The 7,515-nt window shown below is 61.0% G+C and carries 5 protein-coding genes; 4 read left to right on the top strand and 1 reads right to left on the bottom strand.

The window, feature by feature from the left end; genetic code table 11:
- The first annotated feature begins 110 nt into the window (after window positions 1–110).
- Window positions 111–1,052 carry an ROK family protein gene (locus tag ATHL_RS16015; protein WP_062195880.1) on the top strand — a complete coding sequence of 314 codons (942 nt, stop codon included), beginning with the start codon at window positions 111–113 and terminating at the stop codon, window positions 1,050–1,052.
- 15 nt (window positions 1,053–1,067) lie between these two features.
- Here ATHL_RS16015 and ATHL_RS16010 read toward each other — a convergent pair whose 3' ends face one another.
- On the bottom strand, window positions 1,068–2,231 hold the full coding sequence (locus ATHL_RS16010; protein WP_062195878.1) for an MFS transporter: 1,164 nt from the start codon (window positions 2,229–2,231) through the stop codon (window positions 1,068–1,070).
- Between the two features lie 258 nt (window positions 2,232–2,489).
- Between ATHL_RS16010 and ATHL_RS16005 the strand changes: the two genes are divergently transcribed.
- From ATHL_RS16005 to ATHL_RS15995, 3 genes are all read left to right on the top strand, one after another.
- Complete coding sequence (locus ATHL_RS16005) at window positions 2,490–3,806, top strand: BCD family MFS transporter (RefSeq protein WP_062195876.1); 1,317 nt, start codon at window positions 2,490–2,492, stop codon at window positions 3,804–3,806.
- A gap of 148 nt (window positions 3,807–3,954) precedes the next feature.
- Entirely contained in the window at window positions 3,955–5,082 is a 1,128-nt protein-coding gene (gene dnaN, locus ATHL_RS16000) for a DNA polymerase III subunit beta (RefSeq protein ID WP_162787769.1), read from the top strand.
- 1 nt (window position 5,083) lies between these two features.
- Window positions 5,084–7,435, top strand: coding sequence for a PEP/pyruvate-binding domain-containing protein (locus tag ATHL_RS15995; RefSeq protein WP_062195873.1), 2,352 nt, complete (start codon window positions 5,084–5,086; stop codon window positions 7,433–7,435).
- The last annotated feature ends 80 nt before the right edge of the window (window positions 7,436–7,515 follow it).

Genomic DNA, 7,515 nt, shown 5'->3' with positions numbered 1-7,515 from the left:
CTCCTTGGGTTTCGACTTCTGTTGTGGTGACAAAAGTTTACTCCCTTTGGAGATCCTCGTCTTATCCCGAATTCACGTTAAATATTTTTCAAATCAGGGGTGAACCGCGCATGTTGAACGAGTCGCAAGAAATTGCCGCCGCCATAGATATCGGCGGGACCAAAATTGCCGTGGGACTCGTCTCAAAAGACGGGCGTATCCTCGTCTCTGAGACGGCCCCCACCGAGCCTCAGGCCGGGTTCGAGGCCGCCATCTACCGGATGGCCGCCATGCTCCAGCACTGCACCCAGCAGTTATCCATCCGCCCGGCGGGCATCGGCATCGGGTGCACCGGCCCGGTTGACCCTTTCACCGGGGTGCTCGGCGAGGTCAATCTCCTGCCTGGCTGGCAGGGTAAACCCCTCACGGCCGCACTCACCGCCGCCACCGGCCTGCAGGCCGTGGTAGAAAACGATGCTGACGCCACCGCCCTCGGCGAGGCCGCCTTTGGGGTGGGCAAAGGGGCGGGAAGTTTTCTGCTTGTAGCCGTGGGCACGGGCATCGGCGGCGGGTTGATTGTCGATGGCCACCTCTACCGCGGAGCAGGCGGCGCCCACCCCGAAATCGGGCATTTCATCCTGGTGCCGCAGGGCACCCCCTGCACCTGCGGGGCACACGGTTGCTGGGAAGCCTACGCCAGCGGCCCGGCTCTGGAAACCTGGTTCAACCAGAACCACCCGCAAGAATCCTGGTGGGATGGCCGACGGATTTTTGCCGCCGCCGATGCCGGCAACCCGCAGGCACGCGAGGCCATTGAGCGCACCGCGCACTTCCTCGGGCTGGGCATCTCAAACCTCATCACGATGTTCTGCCCGGAGGTTATCGGCCTGGCCGGAGGGCTGATGGAGCGCTGGGATGATTTCGCCGCCACGGTGAAGGCAGCCATTCACGAAAATTGCCGTATGGTACCCCATACGCAGGTGCGCCTGGAACGCGCCCGGCTGGGCGGGCAGGCCGGCCTGCTGGGCGCGGCCCGGGTGTGGTGGAGCCGCTGCGAGGCTGACTCGCATTGAATCTTCCGGGAAGGGTCAGCAATCACCGCGCTGCCGAAAAGCCCAGAATGCCAGGGCCGCCGCCAGAACCAGGAGGGGTAACGTCAGCCCGAAAGCCAGGCGAATGCCCACCTCATCCGCCGCCAGCCCCAGAATCAACGGGGAACAAAAGATGGCCAGACCAGCCGCCAGAGTAGCGCGCGAGCTGGCCAGGTTGGCCGCCCGTGAAGCCGCGCTCACCGTCTCGATCACTCCGAGAGGGAAAAGGTTGCCCGTGCCCAGCCCGCAGAGAAACAACCCCACCAGGCGAATCAACGGCCACGGTGCAAGCCACACGGTCAGAATCCCCAGCGCCGCCAGGCTCATGGCTCCAAACAAAAGAGAAGAGGCTTCCCACCGCCGTACCAGCCGGCTGGCCAGGAACCTGCCCAGCACCGCGGCCACAAAGTACACCCCCAGCAGCGATACAGAAACCGCACGTGGAAAGCCAGCAATCTTTTCCAGAAAATCGGCGCTCCAGAAAATAACCCCCCACTCCACACTCACCGAGAGGAAAAGCACCCCCCAGAGCATCCAGAAAACCCGCCCCAGTCGCTGAGGCTCAGGGTGAACACCGCCCGCAGAAACCGGGGTGGGGATGGGTGCCCGCCCGAAGCTCAACCCCGCCACGATTAACAGGCCGGGCAATAACCCTGGAGCGGCACGCCAGCCCAGGCCTGCGGCCACCGCACCACTGGCCAGCAGGGGTGCAACCAGAGAACCCAGACCCGCGGCCACATTGGCCTCACTCAAGGCCACCGAACGACGCTCGCCATGCTCATCCGAGAGGATGGCCTGCACCATAACCATACACAGACTGCCAGCAAAACCACACCCCAGCGCTCCCGCCAGGGTCATGGCCTGCGCCTGCCCCAGGGTGAGGGCCAGCAGTCCCAGCACCGTGCCGCCAGCCGCTCCCCACAGCGCCGTTCGCCTTCCCAGACGATCAGCCAGCCGCGCGCCTGTGATGCCTGCCAGCACCATACCGAGCGCGTTGGCACTCATGTAAAGACTGGCCCGGGTGTAATTCAATTGCAATTCACTGCGCAGGAAGGGAACCACTGCACTTACCAGCGCCTGAAGCAGCGTATGATAGCCGAGGAGAAAATACCCAAGCCAGGTAGTGCGTGTGCGGGTAAATGGGAGCGAAAAAGATGCCATGCCGGAAACCCAGCCCCTGATTGTACCCGATCTGACCTAATCCTGCCGAAAATTCTATCCCATGAATTTCACGCTTCACCGGCATTGACTGGTGTCCGGGCAGGGCAGGAAAAGCCGTCCGTGGGCAACCGGTTTACCGGTACGATGACCTTCATCCTCCAGATTAAAAAACTCTTTCTCTGGATGATTTGAAAAACCCCTCCTGACCGCGTATACTTGCCGGTGGAACAATCAAGATCGAGAAAACAGGTAATTTTTATGCTGATCAAACGACTGCAACTCGCCCTTATCCACACCGCCGTAGCCATGACCCTGGTGCCCATCAACAGCACCCTGAACCGGATCATGATCAAAGAGCTCACCCTCTCCGCCGCACTGGTGGCGGTTCTGGCCTCCTTGCCTTACTTCTTTGCCCCCCTGCAGGTGCTCATCGGCGCCTATTCTGACCGTCATCCCATCCTGGGGTGGCGGCGTACGCCCTATATTACCCTGGGGCTGGGGCTGTGCGCCGCGGGGGTGGCGCTGGCTCCGCAGGCGGTGTTTCTCATTCCCCGGCAGCCGCTCCCCGGCCTTGCGTTGAGCCTGCTGGTCTTCATGGCGTGGGGAATGGGCTATAACCTGGCCAGTGTGGCTTATCTTTCTCTGGCGGCCGAACTCTCGGGCGAAGGCGGGCGTTCACGCACCATCGGGATCATGTGGTTTTTTATGATCGTCGGGATAATTGTCACCGCGGCCACCCTCAGCCACCTGTTGAGAGCGTACTCACCCGAGGCCCTGCAAACTGCCTTTGAGATCATCGCCCTGGCCGCGCTTGGCCTGGGCGTGCTGGGCCTGGCCCGGCTGGAACCGCGCCATTCCGCGACCCTTCCGCCTGCACCTTCCGCCATGGACGATTCCCGCACCGACTGGCGCGTTCTCCTGCGCGGGGTGCTGGGCAACCCGCAGGCGCGCCGCTTCTTCTTCTATCTGGTGATCTTGCTGGCGGCTATTCTGGGGCAGGACGTACTGCTGGAGCCTTTTGCCGGTGAAGCCCTGGGGTTGAGCGTGGAGCAGACCACCCGCATTACCTCTATCTGGGGCGGGTGCGTACTGCTGGCGTTTCTGCTGGCCAACCTGCTGGAAGCACGCCTGAGCAAAAAAGGCGTGGCCCGCATCGGCGCTCTGACCGCCATGGCCGGATTGCTGGCCATTGTGGGCGGTGGCTGGCTTGACCAGCGCGGGATCTTCTACGGGGGTGTGGTGCTCCTGGGGCTGGGGACAGGGCTTTCTACTGTTTCTAACCTCTCACTCATGCTGGATATGACCACCGCGCAGGTGGGCCTTTTCATTGGGGCCTGGGGCGTGGCCAACGCTCTTTCACGCCTCATCGGCACCCTCACGGCCGGCATCTTCCGCGATCTGCTCACCCTGGTTACAGGCAACACCGTGATGGGTTACACCCTGGTCTTCCTCACGCAGGTAGTTTTCCTGGGCATCTCACTGGTCATGTTGAGCCGCATCGATGTCCTTCGCTTTCGCGAGCAAACCCGGCCTGACCTGACCGAACGGGTCGTCCTGATGAACGACGCTACCTGAATCAACCGCGTCGCGTGTGCTCACCACCGGGGGCATCCCCTTTCCGGGGAATTGCCCCCGCTCCATAGAAACGTCATCCCCAGGCGATCATGTACCGGGCATGTTTCATGATATACTTTTAACTACTTTCTCCAAACGCGAGGGTGTCATGAAAGTATCGGTCTCACAGCAGCAGCTGGCGCACGGACTCAGTATCGTTTCGCGGGCAGTAAGCCCACGCAGCACCCTGCCGGTGCTGGGGAATGTTCTGCTGGCCACCGACGAAGGCCGTCTGCGCCTGGCGGCTACCAACCTTGAGCTGGGCATCTCCTGCTGGATCGGCGCGCAGATCAAAGACGAAGGCTCCATCACCGTCCCGGCGCGCCTGTTCTCAGACCTGGTCAACATTCTGCCCAACGATACGGTAACCCTGGGGGTCAACCCCAACACCTTCACCCTCTCGATTCGCTGCGGAACTTCCTCCACCGAAATTAAGGGCATCGACGCGCAGGAATTTCCGCCCATGCCCGCCGGAGACCTCTCCGACGGCGTGCAGTTGAAAGTGGCCGATTTCAAAGAAATGATCAGCCAGGTGGCCTTTGCCGCCTCTACCGATGAAGCGCGCCCGGTACTTCAGGGGGTTCAAATGACCCTCGCCGAGCGCGAGATCACCCTGGCCGCCACAGATGGCTTCCGCATCTCGGTGCGCAAAGCCGAACTTCCAGAGCCTGTTTCCAGGCCCATTTCGGTCATCGTTCCGGCGCGCGCCCTCTCGGAACTGGCCCGCATCGCCCAGGATGGCGAGGCCATGCTCACCCTCAGTGCTCCCCCGGGGCGCGGGCAGATCATCTTCCGCCTCGATAATGCCGAACTCGTCTCACAGCTGATCGATGGCAACTTTCCCGATTACAGGGCGATTCTGCCGCGCGCTTACAAAACGCACACCATTGTTTCCACCCAGGCCCTGCTCAAAGCCTGCAGGCAGGCCGAGATCATCGCCAGGGGCGGCAACAATGTGGTTCGGTTGAGCCTGGAAAAACACGAAGACCGCCCGGGTGAAATTGAGGTATCCGCGCAGACCGAAGAAACCGGGGTAAGCGAAGCGAAGGTGGAAGCCAATATCGAAGGGCCCACCCTGGCTATCGCCTTCAATGTGCGCTTCCTGCGCGAAGTGCTGGAGGTGATCAAAACCCCCAACCTGGTACTGGATACCAACGACCAGAAATCTCCGGCGCGCGTTCAACCGGTGGGTGATGAGAGCTTCCAGCATATCATTATGCCCATGCACTTAGGTTGAAATGCCGCAGGCAGGTGCCCATCCAGGTCGCCAGTTTCGCATCTATCTGGCCCTGAGCCAGTATCCCATCCTGAGCAGTCGCATCCGCGCGCGGATGCGGCGCGAGTTATTCGAACGCGGAGTGATCACCCAGGCCGAATTCGAGGCCCAGGTGCGCCAGCTGGCCATCCAGACCCAGGAATGGGAAGGGTTGCGCAACCCGTTTAGCGAGGAACCCTCCGATCTCTGGGAAGTGCGCCTGTCGCGCGTCCGCGATCAGCATACCGATTTTCTCTTCAGCCAGTTTCTCAGCTACGAACTGTTTGAACAGCTCGTCTGGGAAGTGCTGCGTGAACGCGGCATCAAATTTTCTGACCAGACGCTGGGCATCAACCTCGAAATAGCCCCCCTGGAAATGGTCTTCGAGCAGGCCATCGCCATGGAGCGCATGCCTCCGCAGGAACGCGCCCCTCTGGAAGCCCGCCTCAAAGAATCCAAAGTGGTGATCATTCGCACCATGATCAGCGACCAGCTCGGCTACCTTGAGGTGGCCAAGGAGTGGTTCACCGTCGCCGATCTGGTAGAGATCCGCCGCCGCAAGATCGGCACCGGGCGCATCGGTGGCAAGGCCGCCGGGATGCTCCTGGCTCTGCGCATTCTGCAAAGCGCCGGAGACCCGGAGCTTGTCGACTGCATTAAAACCCCCGAATCCTTCTTCATCGGTTCAGATGTGTTCTACACCTTTATGACCATCAACAATCTGGTGCACTGGAACGACCAGAAGTACAAGACCGAAGAAGAAATGCGCGCCGATTACCCCACCGTGATTCGGGAATTCGAGGCAGGGCAATTCCCCCCAGATATTCTCGACCAGCTCCGCGGCCTGCTGGAGACCGTGGGGAAAAAACCCCTCATTGTGCGTTCCTCCAGCCTGCTGGAAGACAACTTTGGCACTTCCTTTGCCGGGAAATACGAGAGCGTCTTCTGCCCCAACCAGGGGAACCCCTCCCGCAACCTGCGCGAGCTCACACGTGCCATTGCCCGGGTATACAGTTCCACCGTCAACCCCGCCGCGCTCCTCTACCGGCGCAGTAAACGCCTGCAGGATTACGATGAGCGCATGGCCATCCTCATTCAGGTAGTCGAGGGAGAGCCTTTTGGGCGTTATTACCTGCCCCACGCGGCAGGTGTGGCCTTCAGCCGCAACCTCTACCGCTGGGCGCCGCAGATCCGCCGCGAAGATGGGTTTGTCCGGCTGGTGTGGGGGCTGGGCACCCGCGCCGTGGAACGCGTCGGCAATGATTACCCCCGCCTCATCGCCCTGAGTCATCCCAACCTGCGCCCCTCCACCGACCCCAAAATGATGCGCCGTTACGCCCAGCAGTACGTGGACTTGATTGATCTGCAAGACAATCAGTTCAAGACGCTCCCAGTGCACGAGGTCCTTTCTCCTTCCTATCCTCCATTGCGTTATCTGGCGCAAATCTACCGCGAGGGATACTTCGAGTCGCTGCGTTCGGCATTGCTTCCCGGCGGCACACAGGACCTGGTGTTGACCTTTGAGGATCTCATTCTGCGCACCCCCTTTGCCGAGAAGATGCGCCACATTTTGCACGTCCTGGAAGAGAATTACCACACCCCCGTGGATGTAGAGTTCACCCTCAAGCTGGAAGATGCATTGAAGGGCAAACCCCGCCTGCACATCACCCTCCTGCAGTGCCGTCCCCAGAGCAGCCTGCTGCCGGTAGAAGCCGTGAGCCTGCCCATCAACCTGGTGCACGAAGACATTATTTTCTCCACCCGCTTCGTGGTGCCCGAAGGGGTGGTGCCGCGGGTGGATTATGTGGTGTACATTCCTCCCAGGGCCTACTTTGCCCTCGAAACGATGGAACTGCGTTCGCGGCTCGTACAGGCCATAGCACGCCTGAACGCCGCCCTCAAGGGGTACCTCTTCATCTGCGTTGGACCGGGCCGCTGGGGAAGCGCCAATGCCGACCTGGGTGTGCCGGTTAACTATGGAGATATTTACAACACCCGCGCCCTGGTGGAACTGGCCGGCCAGGGCGTGGGTGACGTGCCCGAACCCTCCCTCGGGACGCACTTCTTCCAGGATTTACTCGAATCGCAGATTTACCCCCTGGCCATTTACCTGGATGACCCGGCGTCCATCTTCAACCGGTCCTTCTTTGAAGGCACCCCCAACCGCGTGGAAGAATTCATTCAGATCGATGAGCGCCTCAAACCGGCCCTGCGGCTCATCCGCGTGCAGGATTTTCGCCCCGGCGCCTACCTGCGCATCGTCATGAGCGACAAGAAAAGCCAGGCCGTAGCTTACCTGGAATCTGAAAAGGCCGATCCTCCGCGCAATCGCTAATCCAGCGAAAAATACCATCAAGGGGGCTGCCCCTGTCCGGACAGCCCCTCTCTGAACGCTGAGGTTGTCAGAGCCCTCAA

The sequence above is a fragment of the Anaerolinea thermolimosa genome (genome assembly GCF_001050195.2).
Classification (GTDB): Bacteria; Chloroflexota; Anaerolineae; order Anaerolineales; family Anaerolineaceae; genus Anaerolinea; species Anaerolinea thermolimosa.
This window is presented reverse-complemented; position numbering and strand designations above follow the sequence as displayed.

Bases quoted from the DNA above. Each gene is read 5' to 3' on its own strand.
- ATHL_RS16015 (WP_062195880.1), top strand. From the start codon at position 111: ATGTTGAACGAGTCGCAAGAAATTGCCGCCGCCATAGATATCGGCGGG.
- ATHL_RS16010 (WP_062195878.1), bottom strand. From the start codon at position 2,231: ATGGCATCTTTTTCGCTCCCATTTACCCGCACACGCACTACCTGGCTT.
- ATHL_RS16005 (WP_062195876.1), top strand. From the start codon at position 2,490: ATGCTGATCAAACGACTGCAACTCGCCCTTATCCACACCGCCGTAGCC.
- dnaN (WP_162787769.1), top strand. From the start codon at position 3,955: ATGAAAGTATCGGTCTCACAGCAGCAGCTGGCGCACGGACTCAGTATC.
- ATHL_RS15995 (WP_062195873.1), top strand. From the start codon at position 5,084: ATGCCGCAGGCAGGTGCCCATCCAGGTCGCCAGTTTCGCATCTATCTG.